The following is a 26,320-nucleotide window of genomic DNA, read 5'->3' on the forward strand; positions in this document are numbered from 1 at the left end:
GGATGGAGCGGCCGGCGGCGGAAGGATTGCGGGATGACAGTGACCACGGAGCAGCGCTCGACGCCGGAGTCCGGCCCGACCCGGGGGGCCGCCGGACTGCCTCCGCTGCCCGAGCCCGGGCAGGTGGTCGATGTACGGGGTGCGACGTGGGCGGTGACCGACGTGCGCGAGCAGGGTTTGCCGCGCAGCCCCGCCGACGAGGGGACCGCTCGGCTCTCGCACGTGGTCAGCCTGCAATCCCTGGCGGAGGACCGCCTGGGCGAGGAGCTCGCGGTGGTCTGGGAGCTGGAAGTCGGGCACACGGTGGCGCCTGACCAGGGGCTACCGGAGACGATCGCCGCAGACGGCTTCGACGACCCGAGCACGCTTGCGGCGTTCGTGGACGCCGTGCGCTGGGGGGCCGTGACTTCCGCTGACGCTGACTCGTACCAGGCGCCGTTCCGCAGCGGCGCGAACGTTGAGGCATATCAGCTTGAGCCGCTGCGCCGGGCGCTGCAGTCCGCGCGCACGAACCTGCTGCTCGCCGACGACGTCGGCCTGGGCAAGACGATCGAGGCGGGTCTGGTTGTGCAGGAGCTGCTGCTGCGGCACCGGGCGCGTTCGGTGGTCATCGTCTGTCCGCCGAGCCTGGCGCTGAAGTGGCAGGACGAGATGCGCGAGAAGTTCGGCCTCGACTTCGTGATCGTCAACAGTGACCTGATGGCGCAGGTGCGGCGCGCCCACGGGCTGAACGCGAATCCGTTTCGGCTCTTCCCGCGCGTCATCGTGAGCATGTCCTGGCTGCCGACGGTGCGCGCGCAGCGTCTGCTGCGCGCCGTGTACGCCGACGCCCGCGACACGGCCACCGCGCGGCGCTTCGCGTTTGACGTACTCGTGGTCGACGAGGCACACCACGTCGCCCCGGCCAGCCCCAGCTCGCCGGACGGCCGCCGTGGCTACGCCATCGACAGCCAGCGCACGCTGGCCACGCGGGAGCTGGCCGAAAGGTGCGAACACCGCCTGTTCCTGAGCGCCACGCCCCACAACGGCTACCAGGAGTCGTTCACGGCGCTCATGGAGATGATCGACGGCCGCCGGTTCAAGCGCGGCGCGATCCTGAACGAGCAGGCGCTGCGCGAGGTCACGGTCCGTCGGCTCAAGACCGAGCTGAAGGACAAGGGTTTCCCGACACGACGGCTCCAGACGATCCCGTTCACCCCCAACGAGGATGAGCAGCGCAGGTTCGCTCTGCTCGAGCGCCTGCTCGCGGACAGCGCCCGCGCCAACGGCAAGAAGCGCTCGGGCGATATCGTGGCGATGCTGCTCAAAAAGCGGTTCCTGTCCAGTCCGTGGTCCTTCGCCCGCACTCTCGAGCTCTACGAGGCAGCGGCCGCGACCGGGCGGCTGCCAGACCTCCCGGATGACGACGACGAGTACTACCAAGAAGTCCTTGGCAGCCGACAGTCGGACGAGGAGGAAGGCCACGTCGACCAGCCCGAGTTCACCGCGCTGCAGCTGAGCAAGGGCTCCGATCCGCTGGTGGCCGCCTCACCCGAGGAGATCAGGTCTCTGGTCGAGTGGGGGCGCCGGTACGAGCACAAGCCGGACTCGAAGCTCGAGGCGCTGATCGAGTTCCTCGACGCGGTCTGCCGGCCGGACGGAAAGCACTGGTCCAACGAGCGTGTCGTAGTGTTCACCGAGTACGCCGCGACGCTCGACTGGATCGCCGACGTGCTCACCCAGCGCGGCTACGGCGAGGTGCTCTCGGTGATCCAGGGCTCGACACCGACCGAGGAGCGCGAGGAGATCCGCGCCCGGTTCACCGAGGACCCGGCCGAGGAGAAGGTGCGGGTGCTGGTGGCGACCGACTCGGCCGGGGAGGGCATCGACCTGCAGACGCACTGCCACCGGCTGGTGAACTTCGACGTCCCGTTCAACCCCTCGCGCCTGGAGCAGCGCATCGGCCGCATCGACCGCTACGGCCAGCAGCAGACCCCGGAGATCTATCACTTCGCGCCGGTGGCGAGTTCCGCGACATACGCGGCCGACATGGACTTTCTGCGCCGGATCGCCGAGAAGGTAGGCGCGGTGGCGCAGGACTTGGGTTCGGTCAACCAGGTCATCGACGCGGAACTGCAAGAGCACTTCAGCCCCGACAAGACTGCGCGGCGCAAGAAACCCTCCGCGGCGGACCGGGACAGTGGCGATGCGATCATCACCCGGGCTTTGGCGGGCAGCATGGAGCTCAACCGGCGGCTCACGGAACTGTCCAGCACCTACGATCAGCGCAAGCTGGCCATGCACCTGACCCCGGAGAACGCACGCCGCGTCGTGGACGCTGCACTCACCTTGACCGCGCAGCCCCCGCTGAACGAGATCGGCGACGACCGCACAGACGCGAGAGTCTTCGAGGTCCCCGCACTCGGCCCATCCTGGCAGCACGCCCTCGAAGGTCTCGATACCCGCCTGCACCCAGGCGTCCCGCGCCCGATCACGTTCGACGACAAGGCCGCGCAGGGCCGAACCGACCTGGTGTACGTCCACCTCGGACACGCGCTCATGCAGCGCTCGGCCAGGCTGCTGCGCAGCGCGCTGTTCAGTGTCGAGTCCCCGGTGCAGCGGGTGACGGCGGTCGTCATCGAGGATGCGCCGGAATCGTGCGTCGCCGCGATCTCCAGGCTCGTGCTCGTCGGCCGCGGCGGACTGCGGCTGCACGAAGAGGTCTTCCTCACCGGCGTGCGGCTGCGCGGCCAGGCGATGGCGGAGGCCAAAGTCGAGGCCGTGCTCGACGAGGCCCTCGACGCCGAGCGCTTGCTTCCTGCCGATCAACGCACCCGCGCGCAGCTCGCGCAACTGTGGAACGCGGACGGCTCGCGCCTGCGCACCCGCCTGCTCAGCGCGGTCACGCGCCGGGCCGAGACACACCAGGAGCGGGTGACCGAAGAACTCAGGGCGCGCCGCGCCGCCGACATCGAACGCGCACGCGAGATCTTCGCCGCGTTCCGCAGGAACTTGACAGAGTCGCGCGACCGGCTGGCTGCGGAGATCAGCAAGCAGGACGAGATGCTTTTCACCGACGACCAGCAGCGGCAGCGGCGCAGGGACCTGGCCGGTATGGATGACCGGCTCGAAAGCCTGCATGAGGAGGAACAGCGCGAGATCGCCGCGATCGACGAACGCTACACCGACATCAAGCCGCACGTGTCGGCCGCAGCCGTCGTCTTCGCGCTCACTCCAGCCGACGCCGAACGCGGCCTGATCGAATCCGGAAAGGTGCTGTCATGAGGCGAGGCGCACAGAACCGGCGCCGCGCGGGCGCGCCGTCCGCGGCGGACCAGCACCGGGCATGGCTCGAACTGGTGGACACCGACGGGCCGTTCCTCGCGATCCCCGCACTCAAACGGGTGTGGCCGCAGGGGATGCCGCGCCTCGCTGCGGACCAGGTGGCGCTGCTCAAGGCAGCCAGGCCCTCATTCGAGAAGGCGTGGGAGGACTGGGACCTACGCCGCGACGACCAAGCCGCCCTGGATCGATACCGCGAGGCGCGCGACACATGGGTCGAACGTGTGCTCCGCGACGTGCTCGGCTGGGGCGATAGGTATACGAGCGACCTGGGCGACGCCGCGCTCGCGCCCGTGGCCGGCGGTGTGCACTCACCCAGCCACGTCGTGACCGTCCGGCCGACCGGAGCACTCGTGCACGCCGGGAACATCGGGGCGCTCGTGCTCGTCGTCGACCCGGTGGAATCGCTGCGCGATCCGCTCGACGACGGATGGGCGACCAGCCCGATCGACCGTATGGAAGAACTGCTGCGGCACGCCAAACTGACCGAGACGATCGGTGTCGTGACCGACGGCCGCTGGTGGGCGATTGTCAGCGCCCGCACAGAAACGATGGCCGCATCCGGGATCATCGACGCGCAAACGTGGATCGAAGAGCCGCAGACCCGCGACGCGTTCATTGAACTGCTCCGGCTGCGCCGCTTGCGCGGAGGTAAGCCCGAAGACCGGCTCACCGCATTGTTCGGCGAGTCGGTCGCGGCGGCCGAGGAGATCACCGAAGCGCTCGGAGTGCAGGTGCGCCGGGCGGTCGAGCTATTGGTGCAGGCACTGTCGGAGGCCGCCCTCGACGCCGTGCGGCGCGGCGAGCCCGACCCGTTGCCCAAGGACCGGTCCGTGGTCTACGACGCGGCCGTGACGGTGATGATGCGGGTGGTGTTCCTGCTATTCGCGGAGGAACGCGGGCTGTTGCCGCAGACCCGGCTGTTCGCTGCGGGCTACGGCATCAGCGACGAACTCGATGTCCTCGACCAGCGCACCCGCGAGGAGCAGGGAAGCGAGGCGCTCGACGGCACACACCTGACGTGGCACAGGCTGCTCGCCACCTCCCATGCACTCGCGCGCGGCGCGTCGTTTGAGGACCTGCGGCTGCCCTCCTACGGCGGATCCCTGTTCGACCCGGAGCGGTTTCCGTTCCTGACCGCGCGCAGCCCGCGCGGCACTCTGTCGATCACGGTCAGCGACCGGGTCATGCTCGCAGTCCTCGAATCGGTGCAGATGGCGCAGTTGCGCGGCGAACCGGCGCGGCGCATCTCGTTCCGCGACGTCGACGTCGAGCAGATCGGCTACATCTACGAAGGCCTACTCGGCTACTCGAGCGCGGAGGTCACGCGCGAGACGGGCGTCGTCCTCGGGTTGATCGGAAAATCTGGCGAGGAACCAGAGATCCCTCTCGACGTGTTCGAGGAGATGGCCGAGCGGCGCGGCGACGATTCGGGCAAGCTCGCTGATGACGTTCTCGCCTGGGTCAAAGAGCACCAGCCGGCGGCCAAGGCACCATCGAAGGCCGCGCTGGCCAAAGCGATCCGCACAGGCGCGGACGCTACGGACGCAGAGCGCGCACTTCGGCGGGTCGCGCCCGGGGACGAGGAGCTGCGCGACCGTCTGCGTCCGTTCATCGGGATCATCCGACGCGACCTGCGCGACCGACCGGTCGTCGTCGAGCCGGGCGGGGTCCTCGTCGTGGAGACGCCGTCGCGCGCGACGGCTGGCGCCCACTACACGCCGCGCAAGCTCGCCGAGGAAGTCGTCCAGTATGCGCTCGAACCGCTGGTCTACAACCCTGGTCCGCACCAAACCGCGGACCAGGATGCGTGGCGGCTCGTCTCGCCCGAAGAGATTCTGGACCTAAAGGTTGCGGACATCGCCTGCGGCTCCGGCGCCTTCCTTGTCGCGGCGGCAAGGTTCCTCGCGGCGCGGCTCGTGGAAGCATGGCGACGGGACGATGTGGCTCGCGGCAGCTCACACGACCTGTACGTGCACGCGATAAGAGAGGTCGTGGCGCACTGCCTGTACGGCGCGGACATCAACGCGATGGCCGTGGAAATGTGCAAACTGTCGCTCTGGCTCGTCTCACTCGACCCCAAGCTGCCGTTCTCCTTCGTCGACGACAAGGTGCTACACGGAAACTCGCTGCTGGGGCTGACCGATCCGGAGCAGTTGCGTGCATTGCACATCACGCCGAAGAAGGCTGCGGCCGACGCGCTGTTCGACATCGGCACCGGGTCGGTCATGGTCAGGCAACTGGATGTCGACGACGTGCTGCGGCGCGCGTCGAGGTTGAGAAAGGCGCTGGCCTCGGAGGTCAACGACGACGACCCGCAGCGCTCTGCGGCGACGAAGGGCAGGCAGTGGCGGGAGTACCAGGAACTGACGAGGCAGTTGGCAGATGTCGCGGACGGCGTGATCGCGACAGGACTCAGGTTCGGCGGGAAGCCGGGCAAAGCGCTGAACGAGGCGTACGAAAACCTGCGCATCGCAGTCGGGATGGCCTATCCAGCGGACGGCAGCGAGCCGGACCGTTCAATGTTGGACGGGATTCTGAAGGCCGGGCTGACGCCAACTGTCGAGACTGACTACGAGCGCTGGAAGCCGCTGCACTGGATCCTGGTTGTGCCTGACGTTATGGAGCGTGGTGGCTTTGACGCTATCATCGGAAATCCACCGTTTTTGACTTCGACTAAGATCACTCCTGCGCTTAGCTCTCGGATTCGCGACTGGGCAATTTGGCATACCGCAGAAGGCAGAAGCGGAAAAGCCGATCTCGTAGTTTACTTCTTCTTGAGAGCACATCAGCTTGTCTGCTCGGATGGATGTCTTGCCCTAATCGGTACTAACTCTATTGCCCAGGGCGACAGTAGAAAGGTCGGCCTGGCCTCGATGATTGAAAACGGATTAGAGGTGTATCGAGCGGCGAGAAGCAGGCCGTGGCCCGGAGGAGCTGTATCTCTTGAGTTCGCTCTTGTCTGGGCAACGAAACGACGTTTGGGTGCCGCAGCAGTTCGCGTATTAGATGAGCAGCCGGTAGGGGCTATTTCAAGTCTGTTAGAACCCACGGGTACAGCTTTCAGCGAGCCCAATCGTCTAAGTAGCAACAGGGCGCGGGCCTTCCTTGGTTGCAAGCTACGTGGAGCGGGTTTTGTTATTGAAAAGAGAATTGCCTCAAGCTGGATTTCGGCAAACCCGTCCATTGGCCGCGTGGTGCTGCCATATTTCACGGGCGATGACATCAATGATATGGTAGAACTACACGCACAGCGAATGGTGATTGACTTTAGTGGCATGACAAGGGCGGAGGCTGAAGGGTTCGAAGCCCCCTTCGACCGTCTCGCAAATACAGTTCGCAGGCAACGTCAAAATAGTTCTACGCGTCAATTGAGAGAGCAATGGTGGAGGTTTGAATCAACTGCCCAGGGAATGAGGCGCGCGACAAGCCGGCTTCGCGAGTTTCTGGTTTTCGCAGAAGTGTCGTCCACAATTATTCCCCGGCGCGTCCCGGCTGGCCCAGTCTATAGCCATAAGGTAATTATAGTTGCTACTGATTCGTACGCAGAGCAAGGCGCGTTATCTTCATCGGCTCACTGGTTGTGGGTAGCTCGTTACAGCACCACGAACCGAGTAGATCCGAGCTATTCACCAAGCGTGGCTTATGAAACGTTTCCTAGGCCACCGGCTACAGAACCGCTCGAAGAGATTGGAAAGATACTCGAGTTAGAGCGGCGCGAAATTATGGTGCGTCGCGGTCTCGGTCTGACCAAGCTCTACAATCTGGTCAACGACCCGGAAACCGACTCGTCCGATTCCGACGTTGCGCGCCTGCGCGAGATCCATGTTGAGCTCGATCGCGTCGTCATGGACGCCTACGGTTGGTCCGATGTTCCGCTCGACCACGGCTTCAATACATATCGCCAGATGCGCCGTTGGACTGTTAGCCCTGAAGCGCAAGTCAGGATTCTCGACCTACTGCTGGATGAGAACCATCGTCGCACCGCGCTCCAGGGCGAGGCGCTTCCAGCTCTCGACTCCGAGGACGAGGACTCCGACTCGATCGAAGGTGACGACGAGTGAGCGCGCCTACCACTGAACCGCGGCCGCAGCAGCCCTCGCAGCCTCCTGCGAAGGAGTACCGGCTGAAACTGACGCCCGATTCCCGATCCTGGACGGCGCGTGAGAACCTCGTCGATATCCTCGAACGCGAGCTTCTGGGCCCGGCGAACGGTCCTGAGGAAGTAATCACCGCTTCACCGGATGCCGCCTACCTCGTCGGACGGATCGCACCGTACAAGCTGACCGCAAGCAAGGATGATCCGAAGTCCGCCGCGACCACTGACGGCAATGGCGATTCAGACGACGATGGGAACGGCGCCTCCACCGCTGACATCGGCGACGCCGTCGACGCACTCGACGGGCGCGGAGTCCCGCTGACCGCAGTGGACGACTCGTTCGCCGACGCGGATTCCAGCGACGGCGCCGACTCTTCCGAGGACCTGCCACAACAGCGGGGTTTGATGATCCCGGCGTCGATGGGTCTGCGCTGTCAAATCCCCTGCGACCTGGAGTCATTCACCGTCACCGCGTCGTGGGGCGTCTACACACCAATCAAGAGCGAAGACGAGAGTTCGCGCCAGCGTTCGTACAAGCGGACCCCGGTCGAGATCGACACTCCAATCCCGGTCGCCGACCTCGCCTCCGGCGGCACGAGCGAGTTCCCGTTGAAGGACAAGGTCGTTCTCCGCATCGATCGACACGATGACGAGGCGGCCGGCTACCGCCTGATTGAGATCGCGCTGTGCAACGACCGGGAGACGCCGCGCCGGATCCCCGTCGAGGCGTGGCTCTATCAGACCAAGCTGACCGTGAACGCCGGCGGCGCGGAGGTCTTCCTGCCGGTCTACGACGCGCTGACCGATACCCGCCGCGAGCCGAACGACGAGGTGCGCCGCCTCAACCTGCAGTACCGCGACCGGCTCGAGTTCGCCGCCGGGCGCACCTGCTCGGTCGACTGGCAGGTTGCGCCGGGAGCGCGTCGCGCCAGTTCGGTGTGGACGACGTGGCTGCCCACCTGCCAGACGCCGCAGACCGACGCGCAGGAGATCGGTGCGGCGCTTCTGGACATGACGTTGCTTGCCAAGGCGAGTGTCGACGAGCTGCGGGCCGGCCTGACGCCGATCGTCTCCGGATACACCGCCTGGCTCGACGGCGAGCAGCAACGCGCTGAGGCTCTGCCGGATCATCTGCGCTCCGAAGGCCTTGAGGCGGTCGGTGACGCTCGCCGGGTGCAGCAGCAGCTTATCGACGGCCTCGATCACCTGCTCGTGGATCCGGAGGCGCTGCGCTGCTTCCAGTTCATGAACCAGGTGATGGCCGAGCAGCGCATCCAGTCGCAGGTGGCCGCGCGGCGCGCGAACACGCCGCGCGAGTCCATCAAGGAGGCGCGTACCGCGATCCTCGACGCCGAGGGCGCTAAGGCGCACTCGTGGCGCACGTTCCAGCTGGCCTTCATCCTCATGCAGCTGCCGCTGCTGACGAACCCCGCCGCTGAGAAGCGCTCCGGCGAGCTGGCTCAGGCGCAGCTGTTGTTCTTCCCGACCGGTGGTGGCAAGACGGAGGCGTATCTCGGTCTGGCCGCATTCACCTTCGCCATCCGGCGCAGGCAGGGCGCAGTCATGACGGCTGACGGGGCGGCGCTCGACGGCATGTCGGGCGTCGCGGTCCTGATGCGCTACACCCTGCGGCTGCTCACCGCCCAGCAGTTCCAGCGCGCGACGGCGCTGGTGTGCGCGGCGGAGATCGAGCGGCGCAGGGACGAGGAGACCTGGGGCACCGAGCCGTTCCGGATCGGGCTGTGGGTCGGTACGGATGTCAGCCCCAAGCGCTACGACGAGGCAGCCAAGCAACTGCTGAACGTGAACGGCGCCAGGTCCTACCGGCTGACGGTGCTGCAGATCCAGCGGTGCCCCTGGTGCGGCAGCAAGATCGGTGCCAGGGAGGTCAAGGCGATCGAGGCCACCCGGCGCGTGCACGTGTACTGCGGTGACGAGCTCGCGGCTTGCCCCTTCGCCGAAGGCGGCGAGGTGGCCGAGGGGCTGCCCGTGCTGACCGTGGACGAGGAGATCTACCGGCTCGCGCCCGCGTTCGTGATCGCGACGGTCGACAAGTTCGCGCGACTGGCACGCGAGGGCGAGGCCGCCGCCCTGTTCGGCTACGTCTCGCGCCGGTGTGCCCGGCACGGCTATGTGCACCCGGACTACCTGCCGTGCGACCTGACCGAGAACGGGCGGCATCCGGCCAAGGACGGGCTGCCCGCGGCGTCGGTGCGCCCGGTCGGCCGGCTGCGACCGCCGGATCTGATCATCCAGGACGAGCTGCACCTGATCACCGGTGCGCTCGGTACGACGGTCGGCCTTTTCGAAGTCGGTATCGACGTGTTCTGCGCCTGGCGAGACGCCGAGGGCCGGCCTGTCATGCCGCTGCTGGTCGCCTCGACGGCCACGGCGCGCAACGCGTCCGATCAGGTGCGGGCTCTCTACGGCCGCGACATCACCATTTTCCCTCCGCAGGTACTCGACGCCGGCAGCACGTTCTTCTCCCAGGAGAAGCCCGTCACGGACGACTCTCCGGGACGGCGGTACCTGGGCATCAGCACGACTGGAGTGCGCCTGACCACGGCGGAGATCCGCATCGCCGAGGTGCTGATGGCCGGCGGACAGGAGTTGCTGAACCGGTCGGGTCGTGCCGCCGACCCGTACATGACGCTGGTGGGCTACTTCAGCGCCACCCGTGAGCTCGCCGGTATGGCGCGCTATATGGCCGACGACGTGCAGACGGCGTTGTCGAAGGGCAGGCCGTGGTCGCTGCTGCCGCGACGTACCGGCACCGATTTCGGCCAGCTCAACACGGCCGAGCTGACCTCTCGCATCGCCAGCGCCGACATCACCAGCACCCTCGACCAGATGGCGGTGCCTTTCGACCCGCGGTTCGACTCGCGGGCGGGCAAGGCGGCGCTCGCCGCCGCGCGCGCCGCAGGAAGCGAGACGCCGTCCCGTGAGGCAGCGCCGTTCGATGTGGTGCTCGCCACCTCCATGCTGCAGGTCGGTGTGGACGTGACCCGGCTAGGGCTGATGCTTGTGGTGGGCCAGCCGAAGAACACCGCCGAGTACATTCAGGCATCCTCGCGCGTGGGCCGTGACCCGGACCGTCCGGGTCTCGTGGTCGCGCTGGGCAACTGGGCCAGGCCCCGGGACCTGGCGCACTTCGAGCAGTTCCGGCATTACCACGAGACGTTCTACGCACGCGTCGAGGCGCTGTCGGTGACGCCGTTCTCCGCGACCTCGCTCGAGCGCGGGCTCGACGCGGTGCTGGTGAGCGCCGCGCGGGTGATGCAGTCGGACCGGGCGCTCGGGCTGTCGGCCGAGCAGAGCGCGGGCCGCATCGGGAACGAGCACGCGTTCGTCGAGTCGCTGATCGAGACGTTGACGCAGCGGATCCGGCGCGCCGCCGGCAGCGAACTGTCGGCGGACCGCGCCCGGCAGCACCTGCTCAACGGGCTCGATCAGTGGGTCAAGCGGCGGCAATACCTGGCCGCGATCGGCAAGACGCTCGTCTACGAGCGGCTCAAGGACGAAGCCCGCCACGGTCCGCTGCTGCTGAGCGCGGAGAACGCGCGCTGGGCGCGCAGCGCGGGCAGCAGGGACACCCCGCCATTCGTGGTGGCCAACTCCATGCGCGAGGTGCAGCCGGAAATCAACCTGCTGGTCAGTCCGATCAAGGAGAACCTCGTCTTCATGCCGCCGCCGGGCGCGCCCGACTGGGAGTTCACCCGTGCTGAGGAGGACGCGTGAGTATTGCGGAACAGGGAGCCGAGGCGCGGTTCCTGTACGACCCGGCGAACGCTGTCGACCCGCTGGGCGATGCGGAGCGCGAGTCCGAGCAGGGCCGCAAGCACAACAGGGCGAAGGTCGGCTCGGAGCGGCCTTCTTCGCTGCTCTACACCTACGGCCCCGGTGCGATCATGGACCTGCCGCAGTTCACGATCATGCCCACCGGCCTGGATGACTGGGAGCGGATCTGGCGTCGGCGCGACGGCGTCCCCGAGATCCGCGCACCCAGGCTGCGCCAGGTCGTCGCCCTGCTGCTGCGCTCGCGCGACGTGCAACTGCGCCCGCACCCATGGCAGGCGAAGAAGGTGAGCATGTCCACCGAGGGCAACGACCTCGGCGTCCCGGCGCGCGTATTCCCGCAGTGGCTGCGGTGCACCGGCTGCGACATGCTCGGCACCGTCGCCCAGTTCGACTACACCAACACCCACCCCTACCGGACGGATCTGGCCTGCTTCGAGCACGCGCGCTGCACCGGCCGCGCCGGCGACCGTTCGCGCCGCCCGTCCCGGCGCACCGCGGTTCCGGCACGCTACCTGCTGGCCTGCGTCGACGGGCACCTCGACGAGTTCCCCTACGACCGGTGGGTGCACCACGGCGAGAAATGCAAGGAAGCGGAGTTTCCGGCGCTGAAGATGGTCGACCGCACCGGCGGCAAGGGCGCCTCGGCCACCATCCGCTGCGAATCCTGCGGGGCCCGACGGCCGATGAACGAGGCGCAGGGCGAGGCCGGGCGCGACAAGCTGCCGCGCTGCCGCGGTCGGCACCCGCACTTGGACGCCTTCTACCCCTGCCAGAACAAGACCCGGCTGATGCTCGTCGGCGCCTCCAACCTGTGGTTCGGGGCGACGACCTCCATCATCGTCATGCCCGAATCGGTCGAGGAACGCAGGACCGATCTCGCGGACAGGATCCGCATCGCGCTCGGCGAAAGCCGGCTGGCGAAATACCGCGACGATGTCGAGACGCTGCGCGACGTGCTCGAGGGCAAGGTCGACGTCACCGATCTGTCGGATGCGGAACTGGCCGGGGCGGCTGCCGCGGCGTCGGCCCCGCCGGAACCCGCCGCCGAGCAGGAGCAGCGCATCCGCGACTGGGACCCGGTGGACCTGCTCGTCCCGGAGTGGTCCTACCTGCAGCGGCCGGTCAACGGACCGCTCGTCGAAGACCCGATAAGCGGACTGACGCTCTCACAGCGCGACCTCGACCCGGACTTGGCGTCGCAGATCGACCGGGTGCTCGCGGTGGAAAGGCTGCGCAAGGTCAACGCCCTGGTCGGATTCACCAGAATCGACACGCTCGACCGCGTCGGAGACGTGCCCGGCCGGCTCGTCCCGCTCACCCGGGCCGAGCGCCCGGAGTGGACGGTGGCGACCGAGGACCACGGCGAGGGCATCTTCCTCAGACTCCACGAGCAGACGGTCGCGGCCTGGGAACAGCGGATCCTCGCCTCCGATCTTTGGGAGGCCCACCGCCAGGCCCACCGGCGTAACTTCCACCGCCGCTTCTCCGACACCGCGGCGAACGTGGACCCGGACACCAGGCTGCGCGGCCCGCGCTATTGGCTCATTCACACCTTCGCGCACGCCATGATCCGCGAACTCGCCATGACCTGTGGCTATTCGGCGGCCAGTTTGAGCGAGCGGCTCTACGCCTGGCCCGGAACCGACAACCGTGCGCCTGCGGCGGGGCTGCTGATCTGCACCACCGCCTCCGACAGCGACGGCACGCTCGGCGGCCTGGTCCAGCTGAGCGAGCCGGCGCGACTGCGCCGTGTCGTGCACAACGCGCTCGACCGGGCCACACGCTGCTCCTCCGACCCGGTCTGCGCCAAGCGCACACCCCAGGACCCGGAGGACTTCTTGCACGGAGCCGCCTGCCACTGCTGCGTCATGGCCTCGGAGACCTCATGCGAACGAGCCAACCGGTTCCTGGACCGCAGGTTCCTGATCGATCTGCCCGGGAGCGACCTTGGCTTCTTCGACCGAGCCGATTGACCGCGACGCGGCGATGCGGATCGGCCGCCTGCTCGGCGGCACCGAGGCGAGAGCGATCGCCGACCGGCTCGCCGACGGGTACACCCTGACGGCGGCACTCAAGGTGGTGCCGATAGGCCGGCGCGAGGAGATCAGGACGCTGTTGGAGGCGCCAGCCGCCGGTACAGACGGACGCGGCTGGATCATCGCGCTGCTGCGGGCTGTCGAAGGCGCCAGAGCGGTGACGACCGCGCTGGACCCGGTGTGGACCATGCCGGGCCACCTGTCTCGCAGCGGCCCGCTGACCAGCTCGGTCGCGCGGCTGGTCGATGGCGCCCGCCAGTCGGTCACGTGCTCGACGTTCAATTTCCAGACCACATCGAGCCTGTGGCTGGCGCTGGCCCGCGCGGCCGAGCGCCCGGAGATCGAGGTGCGGCTATACCTCGACGCCGACGCCGCTGACCGCGATCGCCGGCCCGGTACGCCCGGCACCGCGCAGATCGCCGCGCACCTGCGCGGGGCCATAGTGCTGCGTACCAAGGCGTTCGACGGGGTCACGGTCCGCAACCACGCGAAGCTTCTCGTCGTCGACCACCGTTTCCTTCTGGTGACCAGTGCGAACTTCTCCTGGAGCGCTGAGCACGGCAACGTCGAGTTCGGCGTGGTCATCGACAACCCGAACCTGGCCGATCGCGTCGAACGGGAACTGCGACGCGTCGAAAACCTCCTCTACGAACCGGTGCCTGATCACCGTCGCTCGTCGGCGCGTGACCTGCGGCTGCGTGAACCCCCACGCGATTCCGGTGGGCGACTCGAGCGCCCCTGACCCGGCGGCGGCACAACGTCAGCCATGTCACATATCCATGAAGGCGAAGGCAGGGTACGGCGGTGCGGGAAATTCTCGGGAAAGCGAAGACGGTCCGCGAACTGCTCAAGGGGGTCAAATACTCGATCGACTACTACCAGCGCGAGTACAAGTGGCACGACAAGCAGATCCGCGAACTGGTCGACGACCTGACCGGAAAGTTCCTGGAAGGATACGACGCCTCCCATCCGCGCGAGAAGGTCGCCGAATACCCACACTACTTCCTCGGCTCGATCATCATCAGCAAGACCGATGCGGCAAGCAACATCGTCGACGGCCAGCAGCGGCTGACGAGCCTGACGCTGCTGCTGGTCCTGCTGCGGAACCTGCAGGCCGGGTTCCCGCACCCGGTCAACGTCGACGAGCTGATCCTGTCCGAGAAATACGGCAAAAAGAGCTTCAACCTGCACGTCGACGAACGCATGGCTTGCATGGAAGCGCTATACGGGGGACTGGCGTACGACACCGCCGATCGCCCGGAGTCGGTCCGCAACCTCCATGATCGCTATCGCACTCTGGAGGAGTACTTCCCCGAGGAACTGCGCGGCCACGCCATGCCGTACTTCATCGACTGGCTGCTCGAGAACGTCCACCTCGTGGAGATCACCGCGTATTCCGACGACGATGCGTACACCATCTTCGAGTCGATGAACGACAGGGGCCTGTCCCTGAGCCCAACTGAAATGCTCAAGGGGTACCTACTCGCCAACATCACCGATCCCGCACAGCGCCAGAACGCCGACACCCGGTGGCGCTCGCGCATCGGGCAGTTGGACGAGGCCGGCAAGGACGTCGAATCTGACTTCTTCAAGGCATGGCTGCGCAGCCGCTACGCCACAAAAATCCGTGAGCGGCGCAAGGGTGCGCGCCCCGAGGACTTCGACCGGATCGGCACGGAGTACCACCGGTGGCTGCGCAACACGAGCACCGAGATCGGCCTGCAGCCGGGAACCGGGGACTTCTACCGCTTCATCGACAGCGACTTCGACTTCTACAGCCGCTGGTACCTGCGGCTGATCGACGCCTCGAACGCACCCATCGATGGACTCGAGCACGTGCTGTACAACGCCCAGAACGGCTTCACCCTCCAGTACATGCTGCTGCTCGCCCCGCTGACGACGAGTGACAGCGACACGCAGGCGCTGCGCAAGGTGGATCTGGTCGCAAGGTACGTCGATATTCTGCTGGCTCGGCGCATCTGGAACTCCCGCAGCATCGCGTACTCGACGATGCAGTACGCGATGTTCCTCGTGATGCGCGAGATCAGAGGACTCGACCTCGACGCGCTGGGCAAACACCTGCATGCGAAGCTCGCCGAGGATGGCGAGACATTCGCAACCAACGACCGGCCCCGGGTCCACCAGCAGAACCGCCACGCGATCCACCGCCTGCTGGCCCGGGTGACCGACTACGTCGAGACCCGCTCCGGCCAGGCCTCCCGCTACACCGAGTACGTCAACATGGGCAAGGTCCGGTACGAGGTCGAGCACATCTGGGCGGACCACCCCGAGCGCCACACGGGCGAGTTCACGCACCCGGCCGACTTCGCCGAGCACCGCAACCGGCTCGGCGGGCTGTTGCTGTTGCCCAAGAGCTTCAACGCCAGCTACGGCGACCTTCCCTACGCGGACAAGCTCCCGCACTACAACACCCAGAACCTCCTGGCCCGGTCGCTGCACCCGCAGTGCTACGGCCACAACCCGGGGTTCGTCGGCTTCGCGCAGTCCACCGGCCTGCCCTTCCGCCCGCACGGCCACTTCGCCAAGACCGACCTGGAGGAGCGGACCGAGCTGTACCGGCGCCTTGCGCAGGTGGTCTGGGACCCGCAGGACCTGCTTCGGTATGCGTCTAACTGACTCCCGACAGCAGCACGAAGGCGGTTGGTCGGCGGGCGGGCGCCGGATCCGCTTGCCGGAGTCCGGCCGCTGCGATAGTTGAACGGTGAGATCAAGCGACGCACTGCGTAGGCTCGGCGCCTTGAGCGCTGGGCAACAGGGGCTGGTGACCGCAGCCGGGGCCAACGCTGTCGGCGTCGACGGCAGTGCCAGGCGGCGACTCGTATGTGAAGGCGCGCTGGATGCCGTCGGTCCCGGCGTGTATCTGCTCGACGGGTTTCCGGAGCCTAGCCATCTCGAGATCCGGGTCGCGTGGCTGCGCCTGGACCCCGCGATGCCCGCGCGGGAACGCGACGGGCTGGGGACCAACGACGGAGTCGTCTCCCACCGCTCGGCCTGCGTGGTACACGGGCTCGGGGACATCCCGGCACCCACAGTCGAACTGATCGTGCCCAGGCGCCGCAGGATCACCGGCCCCTGGCTCCGGCTGAGGGTGCGTACTGAATTGTCGGTGTGCGAGGTGACGATGCTCGACGGACTGCCGGTCACCACTGTGGCGCTCACGATCATCGACCTGTTGCGTGACCGCGCCGATGGAGGCCACGTCGGCGGCGTGATCCTGGACGCCGAGCGGCGGGGCCTCATCGACCCGGACCAGTTCGCGCCGCGAGTGGAGAAGTTCGCACCCTCCTACGCGATGCCGCGTGCCAGCGGCCGCGACCTGCTGTCCGTGCTCGTTTCGATGGCCGCACCGTAGCCGCGCACCCACCGGGCGTCTGCGTCGCCCCGGACGACGGATCGCACCGAGGCGCGGCGGCGAGCAGTCCCCGGGGGGTCGGCCCCGACCGATATCGGCGCGCCCAACCGCACCACACAGGAGCGTACGGGGGTGGATGAGGCGCACTGGATCATTTTGCCTCCTCCGGCATCTGACTCGTGCGACGCTCAAGGTGAAGGTCGACACGTATGGGGACGACAGGTCGCACGACCCGGCACGGGAGTGAATACATGACCACCGGGAACTGGGCTGATAGCGACAGCGAGCGGGCGCTGCTGCGCCAGGCTGCTGTCCGACGACTGGTGCAGTTGCGAGCACGTGACGAGCTGACCGCCGCCCACATCGCCACGGTCGCGTCGATGATGGGCAGAACCGCGAAAACCGTACGGCGATGGATCGAGGCCGCCGTCGACCCGGCCAGTGCGCGCGGGCGCACACGCTTCGAGATCAACGACGCATTGCGCGTCCGGCTGGCCTACCACCGCGGGAATGCCGCGGCTTTGCACCGGGAGCTGGCCGAGCAGGCGCGCTCTTCCGACCGACCGGCACCGAGCGTGCACACGGTGCAGCGCGCCGTACGCCGCGATCTGACTCGCGGCGAGCGCTCCGGTCTCAAAGATGGCGAGCGTGCCCGGCGCCGGCACGACGTGTATATGCGCCGCCCCGAGGTGTGCCGCAATGCGGTGTGGGAAGGCGACCACGTCGAGGCCTCGAACTGGGTGGACGTGGACGGCGAGCTGCGCAAGCCGTGGATCACCTGGTTCGTGGACTGCGGTACGAACGCCGTATGCGGCGCCGCTATCACCCCCAGCTATCCTTCGCGCGAATCGATCCTCGTCGCCCTGCGCGCCAGCATCTCGCGCGGCGCAGGGTTCGGGCCTTTCGGCGGCCTTCCCGGGATGATCCGCATCGACCGCGGCAAAGACTTCCTGTCCAAAGCCGTCGCCTCCTCGATGGCGGTGTTCGCCGTGCAGGTATCCGATCTGCCGGGCTACACCCCGCACCTCAAGGGCCGGGTCGAAGCCGTCAACGGCGCATTCAAGACCCAACTGTGTGCGCGACTGCCGCGCTTCACCGGCGAGGCGAAGCTGGCCAACAACAAGGGCGCCGACCCTCACGCTCCGCCGCTGAGGTTCGAGGCGTTCGTCGCCGAGGTACTCGGATGGGTCCAGGACTGGAACACCACGAACGCGATGCCGACCCTCGGCGGACGCACTCCGCTGCAAGCCTGGACCGAGGACCCGACGCCGATCGAGGAGGTCCCCGAGCACGACCTGGCGCTGTTCACGCTGGAAGACGACGGCAGAGCCCGCATGATCACCACCAAGGGCGTCTCCTTCCACGGCACGCTCTACGTGGGCGAGGGCATGGTCGGGCGCGCAGGCGACCGCGTTCGCGTGCGCTGGATGCCGAACCACCCCGAAGTGATCGAGGTCTTCGACGCCGCCACCGGCGAATACCTCGGCCCCGCGCACCCCGACGACCAGGCCAGCCCGGAGCAGGTCAAGCAGCTGATCAAGGCGCGTGCGCGCAAGGCCCGGCAACTGCGCCAGGACCTGGCCGCCGCCGAGCGCGAGCGCCGCGTCCGGTACGCGGCTGCCACCACTGCCGCACCGCCGCAGGTCCTTGGTTCGGTCAGCGCGCTTGAGGCCGAGACGGAGCTCGCCGAGGCCGGCGCGCTCGACGCTGGCGCGCAGGCGATGCCCGACCTGTTCGCCCGGCGCCACCCGGCCCCGGGCTGGGTCATGCCTCGCATCAGGAACGGGGAAGCTGTCGACGGTGAAGCCGATGGCTGAGCAGATCGAGACGGTGTCCGGCGAGCCGGCCTGGGTGGGCGAACACGACCAGGCCGACCATTACCTGCACCTGCAGGACGCGAACATCGTCGGCACCCGTGCGCTGCTCACCTGTCAGGACAATCTCGACGACGTCATCGAGGCCGCCGCGATGGCCTGCATGCACGGCAGCGCGGGCTTCGGCAAGTCACTCGCGGTCAACGCCTCCCTGCGTGCGCTGGCGCCGCACAACACCGTCCGGGTCGTTTTCCGCTCCCGGCCGACCACGCGCGACATCCGCCACGCCCTGTTCCACGGCCTGCACCTCCCGGGACAGCCGCCCGGACACCCGATCGAGTTCGACAGGCTGCTCAAAGCCGCACTGGCCGACCGGTTCCGAGTGCTGGTGTGCGACGAGGCCCAGTGGATGTCCCGGGAATGCTTCGAGTACTGGAGGCACTTGTGGGACGACCCGTCCACGCAGATCGCGGTCGTGTTCGTCGGCGGAGGCGACTGCTACCGGGTCTTGAGCCGCGAACCGATGCTCGCCTCCCGGATCTACCTGTGGCAGAGGTTCCGCAAGATGGAACCGGAGGAGATCCTCTCGGTCATCCCCGCCTTCCACCCGGTCTGGTCCGAGGCACCCGACCAGCTGATCAGCTACGCGGACCTCCACGCGGGCCACGGCAACTTCCGCAACTGGGCGCGGATCACGAACCACGTTCTGCAGGCCCGGCGCCGCGGCGGCGCCGACCTCGACGCGGACCTGCTCAAATGGATCTTCTCCCGCCTCGGCGGCGGATGATGACCAGACCCGGGGCGGGCGTGGTCACAATCATCCACGATCCCGACGATGATCCCGAGATCACCCGGGCCGCTCTGGCCGCCCACGATCCCCGGCGCGGCCAGATCGTGGTGCACCCGACCGTTGGAACCAACTCCGCGGCCATGCTCGCAGCCGACATCCTCACCGCGCTCGGCTGCCATATCGACGAGGACACCGACCGAGCCCAGCACCTCGGTACGCCCGAGGCGATGTTCGCCGCCGTAGCGGCCTGGCTCGCCGCCGACGGAATCGACTTGGTGGTCGTTGTCCGGGCCCACCGGCTGACGCAGGCCTCCTTGCGCTGGCTCGCCGTTCTGGCCCACGCCGCGCAGTTGCGGATCGTCGCGATCTGGCATGATCGGCGCCCGCCCGACTGGGCTCAGGCCTTCGGGTCGCCGGGCGGCATCTTCCGCGAGACCTGCGACCTCGACGCCGCGCTGGCCGGGGCCCAGATGCGCCCAACCTTGCCGCCCACGCTCTCGGCCGATGGGCTGCCAGCCCTGGCCGCCATGCCGGTTTCTGGCCTCGCCCGCTTCCGGGCCGAGGCTCATCAAACCCTGACACCCCCGCAGTTCGCCGCCGTAGATCTGCACTACCGCTACGGACTCCAGCGCGCCTGCGTCTGGCTCACCACTCAAGGCCGGTGCCAACCGATCCTGGAAGCGCTCGGCGCCGACCGATCTCAGGCCGCGCCAAACGTGACTACGAGCAGCCGCAGCGCTACAGCCTGCCTAGGCCGAGCCCGCGGGCGCCAACCACGGGTCCCGGCCCCGAGGCCCGATCAGGTCGGATTGCAGGCCTTTCTCACCTTACTGTCCGGCTCTTCGCTCACACCGAGCGCGACAGTCGCGCGCCTACGCGGCGCACAGGCCGGGTTGCTCCTGCACGGTGTGCTGCTGCAAGTACCCGCCGAACTCGCGCGCGCCTGCGGCCCCGGGCTGACCGGGCCGTGCGTTACCGAACAGCTCGCCGGCACGATCCGACAACGCCTCGCCCATCCGCGGCTCGCCGCGGCGCTCGCCATCGCCGCGATCGCCGGCAGACCCGCCGCGAGCATCACGCAGCGCCCTATCCCCCTACCGCCGGGGCACCATGGCAACCTGATCGAGATCGCAACTGGCGGATCGCGTGCGGTCTATAGCGTTCCGGGTCCCGCTCAACCTCTGATCGACGCCGCGGCGCACTACTGCCGGCTCAGGCCGCGCGATGAGCCACATCTGCTCGCCGGGGTCAGTGCGGCACAGGTGCAGCGTGCTGCGGAAGCGGTGGGCGTTGTGCTGCCGAGCTCCACGGACTGCGACCATCGAGACCCATGGCACGCGATGTCGGCTGCGTGGATCGTCGGCGATCCAGTGCACCGCACGGGCACCACCACCCCACGCGCTCAGGCGAAAGTGGCAGCGCAATGAGCCTGTCGATCAGCTACCGCCTGGTGGTCGAGCGCATGGCCGCACTCCGACTCGCCGACGAGGAGATCCGCGAGGTCACCGGCCTGCGCCTCGGCGAGCGCGCACAGGACATCAGCCTCGGCCAGATCGACAGGCTCGCGGACCTGTTGCACCTACTCCCTCTCGACCTGATCGTCCAGGACCTCGACGACGCCCCGAACTGCTCCGTCGCCGACAGGCTGCTCCTTGAGTTCGCACTGGCGGCCGCGCCGCGGCAACTGCCGGACCTCGCGGAGATCCTCGGCTGGCCGATCTGGCTGCTGACCTCCGTCATCACCGAGTCCAGGCTGAGCCCGGACCCTGACCACTGCTACCACCTCGAAGGCACAGGTGGATGGTGGAGACTCGCGATCAGCGCCAAGGAAACTGCCGCGGCGCCGCCGCATGAGCGCGAACAGTGGCTGGCCCACCGCACCGCACCGGACCCGTTCGACGCCGCCGACGTACTACGAATCGCCCATGCCCATCTTGCTGCACCCGCCAGCGAGACTACCGCGATCATGACTGCGACCGACCTGCAGCGCCTGACCGAACGCCACCTCGCCGTGGCGGACGAGGGCACGAGAGCACCGGGAACCTTCGACGTGTCCGGATTCGACCAGCCCGCCCGGCTGCATCCGGACCTGCTATTCGCCCTCGACCTCAGCGGGCCACCGCGACCACCCCACCACCCGGCGCCGGACGGCAGTGGTCAAACACCCGCGTACCGCGAACAACACCATACGGATGGTCGATGAACGCCACCGAGTTCCCCAAGCCCGTCCCGGCCAACACGGCGCGCACCTATGCGCAGCGATGGGCCGAGTTCGCCGCCTGGTGCGCACGCACCGGACATTCCCCGTGTCCGGCTACCAGCGACACGCTGGAGGCGTACACCTCAACACTCTGTGAGGCGAACTACGCCCCCTCCAGCATCGACGTGGCGATCGCCGCAATCCGGGCCCGCCATATCGACGCCGGTCAGCTCGTACCAGACGCTACCGCCGCCCGACGAATCACCGCAGCGCACCGGCGCGGCCGCGCGCCGCGCAACGCCAGGATATTGACCCTCGACGAAGTCCACTCGATGCTCGCAACATGCGACACGGATTCGCCCCGTGGGCTGCGCGACGCAGTGATCGTCGCACTGGGTACGGCCCTGATGTCGAACGTGTCCGCGCTGTGCGGTCTCGACCTGGCCGACATCACACCGTTTCCGCGCGGCCTGAACATCGTCGTCCGCGGGCGCGCCCGCGCCACGCACGTGGCCACCGTCCCTCATGGAAGCGGCCAAGACACCGACCCGGTAAGGCTGACCCGACGATGGATCGATGTACTGGCCCAACATGACATCCTCGGCGGTCCCCTCCTGCGCTCATGCGGCCGCGGCGGGCGGCTCGAAACCAGTGGACGGCTCAGCCCAGGGGCGCTCAATCTGATCCTGCGCCGCTTGGCCCAACACGCCGGGATCGCCGACTGTCAGGAGATCTGTACCCACTCGCTGCGCGCCACGGGCGCAACCCTGGCCGCGTCGGCGGGCGTTCCCACCGCGACCATCGCCGAACACGGCGCCTGGGCCCCCTCCTCGGACGCCGTCTCGCAGTACGTACACGCGGCCAATCAATGGAGCCACATCGCCATGCACGACTTCGGCATCTGACCGGCGGCTGACACGATGTCCTCCGGACACCCAGCTCGGTCGTTGACCTGCGGCGGGACATATGATGCAGGTTCAGGGACACGTAAATGCAGTATCTGCGGGACACTTTCGTGCAGGTTCGCAGTTGGCATAGGGGCCCGGCGTCGGTCGCGTCGCAGGCGACCGGTTGTTCGTCGCCGCCCGACGCGGACACGCGGCGATCCCGGCGAACGAGCCGGAACGCGATCTCTGGCTCACCGCCGCGACCCTAAGAGCCCTCAGGTACCGCTTGAACGCGTTGCCCGACACCATGAGGGGGCCGACGGGGTCGGCGCACGCGGGACGGGGTTTCGGGAGGCGCATGATGTCGGGGCGAGGGCTGCGGGTCGGATTGTCGCTCGGCACAGCGGTCGCGGGCGTGGCGGCGGTGTTCGCCACGGGGGCGTTCACCGGGCCGGGGACCGCGTCCGCCCGGGGCGCTGTTGCTGTGAACTCGTCAGGCTCGGGCACCGCCGCCGGGCCGCGATCAGTGAGCGCTGCCGACGCGGATGTGCTGTACCAGGCCGAGCAGCTGATGGTCCGCGACTGCATGGCGCGGCAGGGGTTCACCTATTTCCCGGTGCCGCGCGTGCCGGTGCCCGGTGACCGCCAGTTCCCCTACGTGGTCGACGACGTCGCCTGGGCCAGCGCTCACGGATACGGGCGCGACCTTCAGAGCGAGATCGAACAACAGGCGGCCGGCAGCCCGGGCGCGCGCTACGAGCACAGCCTGACCCCGCAGCGTCTCCAACAGTTCGGGCAGGCGCTGTACGGCACCCGCGACGCGGTCATGACGGTCCCCAACCTGCTCGGCGGAACCCTCGGGCACGACGCGAACGGCTGCGCCGCGCAGGTGTGGCAGCAGCTATACGGCAACAGCAGCGCCTGGTTCGCCGCGAGCGAGACCGTGCAGGAGTCCGCCGCGATCCGCGAGGGCGACGTCCAGCGCTCCGCCCCGTTCCAGCAGGCTCTGCCCCGGTGGAGCGCCTGCATGCGCGGGCGCGGCCTGACCGCTGCCAGTCCCGCCCAGTCGCGCAGCCAGCGCCTGGCGTCGCACGAGCCGAACGCTGAGCAGCTGGACGTGCGGGCCGCCGTCGCCGAGGCGCAGTGCGCACAGTCCACCGGGCTGGCCACACTCGCCGACCACCTCGACGCCACGTATGCGGCCACCGTGTACCAGCAGTTCAAGGCGCAGTTCGACACGATGTACGCCCTGCAGGTCGCCGCACTGCCCAGGGCGCGCAGCGTCGTCGCGCGCGGCTAGAGCGCGCGGACCGCAGCTGCGCAAGGTCGACTCACGGCACTGTCGGCCGCGGCCCACGCCCACCCCACCCCTTTCCGACCGTCCGCCGCGATCCGGCTGCGGACACACACCGGTTCGACAAGGAGTTCGCATCGCCATGTCCTTTATCCGCACGACCGTCGTGGCCGCCACGGTCGCGGGAGCGGCGGTCCTGTCCGCCGCCTCCGCGGGCGCCGCGACCTCATCCCACTCCCCCGCCCCGTCCCACGGGGCGCGCCCGTACAAGGGCGACGGCTGCCCGTTCACCGACTTCTGCGCGAGCAACGACAACGTGGTCTACGAGACCGCCGGCAACAGCTCCGCCTGGCCGTCGTGGATCGCCAACCAGCAGATCTTCGTCGACAACGAGGGCGACCCCAACGCCGGGCCGGCCGACGTCGACATCTTCTACGACACGGCCGCGCAGGGCTACGGCGCCTACGCCTGCATGACCCCGGGCACGTTCTGGTTCCAGGGCGACGGCAACACCTACATCTTCTCCTGGCAGGGCTACCACGGCTCCGACGGGCTCGGCGACGGCTTCTGGAACAACGCGGTCGCGCACCACTGGGTCTACGGCCCCTGCGGCAACTACAACGACTCCGGCTTCTGAGACGCACGCACTGCGCCACGGCACGGCACGACACGACAGACGAAGAACACGTGTAAGGAGCGAAGGAAATGATGGGTGTTCTCAACCGGATCAGCGCGCTGAGCGCGACGATGGCGGTCTCGGCCGCCCTGGCCGTCGTCCCGGCCGCCCACGCCAGCGCCGCGAGCAACTGCTGGGACGGGGGCTTCAAGGTGAGCGACCCGGGCGGCGGCGTCTACGAGGCCTACTGGTGCCACAACGTCAACACGGCCGCGTACATCCCCGCGAGCTACGACGACTCGGTCGGGTCGCTGGACTCCAACCCGAGCTGGTTCGCCTGCAAGACCGACAGCGGCGCCTGGAACGGCGAGGGCAGCCCGCACCCGTACCGGTGGGTGTGGACCGAGGCCGACGACGGCGAGTGGGGCTGGGTGCCCGACTCGGACATCATCGACGAAACAAACCCCATCCCCTACTGCTGACCTGGCATTACGGCCGGTCCCCGCACGCGACCCGGGCGACGCGCAACGCGTGCGCTCAGCTCACGTGGCTGCGCGCCCGCACGGCGCTCTCCAACGAGCGGCGTGCGGGCGCGCAGCCCGGGTTCCCCGAGGCCCGGCTCCCGTCGGAGCCGGGCCTCAGAGCGTCGCGGCGGGGGCGGTGGCCTCGTGCGGTAGGTCAGACCGCCGCGAACGTGTCGGGTGCGCCGGGGCGCGGCGCGGGTTCAGCCCCGGCCCCGGCCCCAGGCTCGGATTCGGATTCGGATTCGGGTGGGTCGGGGTCGCGGTCTGCGGCGAGGCGGGCGACGTCGGCGCGAGCGGTGCGCGCGTCGGGGGCGTCCAGGGCCGCGCGGGCGAACCGCTCGCAGTCGGCCAGGGTGTGGCGGGCCAGCCGGGCGCCGACGGGGGCGATCGCGGCGGCGGACATCGACAGGCTCGTGACGCCCAGGCCGGTCAGCACGCAGGCCAGCAGCGGGTCGGCGGCCGCCTCGCCGCACACCCCGACCGGTTTGCCGGCCTCGCGCCCGGCGTTCGCGCACGCGGCGATCAGGTCCAGCAGCGCGGGCTGCCAGGGGTCGAGCAGTTCGGCCAGCTGCCCGCACTGCCGGTCGGCGGCGAGGGTGTACTGGCCCAGGTCGTTGGTGCCGATGCTCAGGAAGTCGACCTCGTCCAGCAGCCGGCGCGCCCTGATCGCCGCGGCCGGGATCTCGACCATCGCGCCGATCACGTGCAGGCCGTGGGCGCGGGCGCGCTCGCGGAACGCGGCGGCCTCGCCGGGCGTGGCCACCATCGGGGCCATGCACCACACGTCTGCATCGCTGGCGGCGGCCGCCAGTGCGAGGGCGTCGAGCTGCAGGTCGAGCACATCCGGGCGCACCAGCGCGGTGCGCAGGCCCCGTATGCCGAGCGCCGGGTTGGGCTCCTCGCCCAGGCCCAGGAACGGCAGGGGCTTGTCGGCGCCCGCGTCCAGGGTGCGAACGACCACCTTGCGGCCGGGGAACGCCTGCAGGACCTGGGAGTAGGCGTCGCGCTGCTCTTCGAGCGTCGGGGCCTGGTGGCGCCCGAGGAACAGCAGCTCGGTGCGCAGCAGGCCGACGCCCTCGGCGTGGCGGGCCGCGGGGGTGTGCGCGTCGCGGGCGGATCCGGCGTTGAGCAGCAGCGGCACGAGGTGTCCGTCGGCGGTCTGCCCCGGGCCTGAGTACTCCTCGACGTCGCGGGCCGGGCGGCGCCGCGCGGCCGACGCGGGCGCCGAGCCGGTGTCCGCGGTATCGGTGACCCCGGTGTCGACCAGGCCCTGGTCGCCGTCGACGCGCAGGAGCGTGCCGTCGGGCACGGCGAGGATCCCGGCGCAGCCGACGACGGCGGGCAGGGCGAGGGCGCGCGCGAGGATCGCGGTGTGGCTGGTCGGGCCGCCGCGGGCGGTGACCAGCGCGAGCACCAGGTCCGGGTTGAGGGCGGCGGTGTCCGCGGGCGAGAGGTCGTCGGCGATCAGGATGTACGGGTGGCCCGGGTCGGGCACCCCGGGCATGGGGGCGCCGAGCAGGTGCGCGATCGCGCGGGCGCGCAGGTCGTCGAGGTCCGCGGCGCGTTCG

Annotated in this window: 16 protein-coding genes; 15 read left to right on the plus strand and 1 reads right to left on the minus strand. The window is 68.6% G+C overall.

What is annotated here, in order from left to right:
- The first annotated feature begins 33 nt into the window (after positions 1-33).
- From drmD to VGZ32_RS01415, 15 genes are all read left to right on the plus strand, one after another.
- Positions 34-3,264, plus strand: a complete 3,231-nt coding sequence (gene drmD / locus VGZ32_RS01345) for a DISARM system SNF2-like helicase DrmD (RefSeq protein WP_326883897.1) — start codon at positions 34-36, stop codon at positions 3,262-3,264.
- Positions 3,261-7,385, plus strand: a complete 4,125-nt coding sequence (locus VGZ32_RS01350; RefSeq protein WP_326883898.1) for an Eco57I restriction-modification methylase domain-containing protein — start codon at positions 3,261-3,263, stop codon at positions 7,383-7,385. Before drmD ends, VGZ32_RS01350 begins: the two co-directional genes overlap by 4 nt.
- The gene (drmA, locus tag VGZ32_RS01355) at positions 7,382-11,158 is read left to right on the plus strand and encodes a DISARM system helicase DrmA (protein ID WP_326883899.1); all 3,777 of its coding nucleotides are present in this window, start codon (positions 7,382-7,384) and stop codon (positions 11,156-11,158) included. Before VGZ32_RS01350 ends, drmA begins: the two co-directional genes overlap by 4 nt.
- Entirely contained in the window at positions 11,155-13,191 is a 2,037-nt protein-coding gene (locus VGZ32_RS01360; RefSeq protein ID WP_326883900.1) for a DUF1998 domain-containing protein, read from the plus strand. Before drmA ends, VGZ32_RS01360 begins: the two co-directional genes overlap by 4 nt.
- Positions 13,166-13,996: a DISARM system phospholipase D-like protein DrmC gene (drmC, locus tag VGZ32_RS01365; protein ID WP_326883901.1), complete on the plus strand. Its 831-nt coding sequence runs from the start codon at positions 13,166-13,168 to the stop codon at positions 13,994-13,996. Before VGZ32_RS01360 ends, drmC begins: the two co-directional genes overlap by 26 nt.
- A gap of 62 nt (positions 13,997-14,058) precedes the next feature.
- Positions 14,059-15,891, plus strand: coding sequence for a DUF262 domain-containing protein (locus VGZ32_RS01370; RefSeq protein ID WP_326883902.1), 1,833 nt, complete (start codon positions 14,059-14,061; stop codon positions 15,889-15,891).
- Positions 15,892-16,012: 121 nt separating this feature from the next.
- A complete protein-coding gene (locus VGZ32_RS01375; RefSeq protein ID WP_326883903.1) occupies positions 16,013-16,627 on the plus strand; it encodes a hypothetical protein in 615 nt (204 codons plus the stop codon).
- 251 nt (positions 16,628-16,878) lie between these two features.
- The gene (locus VGZ32_RS01380; protein ID WP_326883904.1) at positions 16,879-18,444 is read left to right on the plus strand and encodes a Mu transposase C-terminal domain-containing protein; all 1,566 of its coding nucleotides are present in this window, start codon (positions 16,879-16,881) and stop codon (positions 18,442-18,444) included.
- Positions 18,437-19,228, plus strand: coding sequence for an ATP-binding protein (locus tag VGZ32_RS01385; RefSeq protein WP_326883905.1), 792 nt, complete (start codon positions 18,437-18,439; stop codon positions 19,226-19,228). The genes VGZ32_RS01380 and VGZ32_RS01385 overlap by 8 nt, the downstream gene beginning before the upstream one ends.
- A gap of 143 nt (positions 19,229-19,371) precedes the next feature.
- Positions 19,372-20,658 carry a hypothetical protein gene (locus VGZ32_RS01390; RefSeq protein ID WP_326883906.1) on the plus strand — a complete coding sequence of 429 codons (1,287 nt, stop codon included), beginning with the start codon at positions 19,372-19,374 and terminating at the stop codon, positions 20,656-20,658.
- Positions 20,655-21,434 (plus strand): hypothetical protein, encoded by a 780-nt coding sequence (locus tag VGZ32_RS01395; RefSeq protein WP_326883907.1) that lies wholly within the window; start codon positions 20,655-20,657, stop codon positions 21,432-21,434. The genes VGZ32_RS01390 and VGZ32_RS01395 overlap by 4 nt, the downstream gene beginning before the upstream one ends.
- Positions 21,431-22,336 (plus strand): tyrosine-type recombinase/integrase, encoded by a 906-nt coding sequence (locus VGZ32_RS01400; RefSeq protein WP_326883908.1) that lies wholly within the window; start codon positions 21,431-21,433, stop codon positions 22,334-22,336. Before VGZ32_RS01395 ends, VGZ32_RS01400 begins: the two co-directional genes overlap by 4 nt.
- 340 nt (positions 22,337-22,676) lie before the next feature.
- Positions 22,677-23,618, plus strand: coding sequence for a hypothetical protein (locus tag VGZ32_RS01405; protein ID WP_326883909.1), 942 nt, complete (start codon positions 22,677-22,679; stop codon positions 23,616-23,618).
- Between the two features lie 136 nt (positions 23,619-23,754).
- Positions 23,755-24,249 carry a hypothetical protein gene (locus VGZ32_RS01410; RefSeq protein WP_326883910.1) on the plus strand — a complete coding sequence of 165 codons (495 nt, stop codon included), beginning with the start codon at positions 23,755-23,757 and terminating at the stop codon, positions 24,247-24,249.
- 68 nt (positions 24,250-24,317) lie between these two features.
- Positions 24,318-24,710: a hypothetical protein gene (locus tag VGZ32_RS01415; protein ID WP_326883911.1), complete on the plus strand. Its 393-nt coding sequence runs from the start codon at positions 24,318-24,320 to the stop codon at positions 24,708-24,710.
- Positions 24,711-24,906: 196 nt separating this feature from the next.
- Here VGZ32_RS01415 and VGZ32_RS01420 read toward each other — a convergent pair.
- Positions 24,907-26,320 (minus strand): putative PEP-binding protein (locus tag VGZ32_RS01420; protein WP_326883912.1); only part of this gene is annotated, 1,414 nt, incomplete at its 5' end.

Origin of the sequence: Actinocrinis sp., from assembly GCF_035938995.1 — a bacterium.
In the GTDB taxonomy this organism is placed as follows: Bacteria; Actinomycetota; Actinomycetes; order Streptomycetales; family Catenulisporaceae; genus DASZGI01.